The following is a 246-nucleotide window of genomic DNA, read 5'->3' on the forward strand; positions in this document are numbered from 1 at the left end:
GCATCACGTCCGTTGTCGGCAAGCTCGATTGAGCAATCATTGCGATTCCCCAGGCGGTGACATCTTGAGAACGACAGTCAGCGTTGCCCACAAGCTCGCAAACAGTCCTGCTGCCTTCCGAACGTCTATTTCATTGAATTCATTGCGGTACGACGTTGCATCGATGGCGAACATTGCCACCGCGAACACGGCAGCAAGAGCAATCGGAAGATAGGGTTTTAGTTTGTCCATCAATCGCACTCCGTT

At 52.0% G+C, this 246-nt stretch carries 1 protein-coding gene; it reads left to right on the forward strand.

Features of this window, described 5'->3' with window-relative positions:
- The first annotated feature begins 64 nt into the window (after positions 1–64).
- Positions 65–214 (forward strand): hypothetical protein, encoded by a 150-nt coding sequence (locus Q4550_RS23840; RefSeq protein WP_303536742.1) that lies wholly within the window; start codon positions 65–67, stop codon positions 212–214.
- The last annotated feature ends 32 nt before the right edge of the window (positions 215–246 follow it).

The sequence above is a fragment of the Anaerobacillus sp. 1_MG-2023 genome (genome assembly GCF_030547345.1).
GTDB classification, from domain to species: domain Bacteria; phylum Bacillota; class Bacilli; order Bacillales; family Guptibacillaceae; genus Guptibacillus; species Guptibacillus hwajinpoensis_B.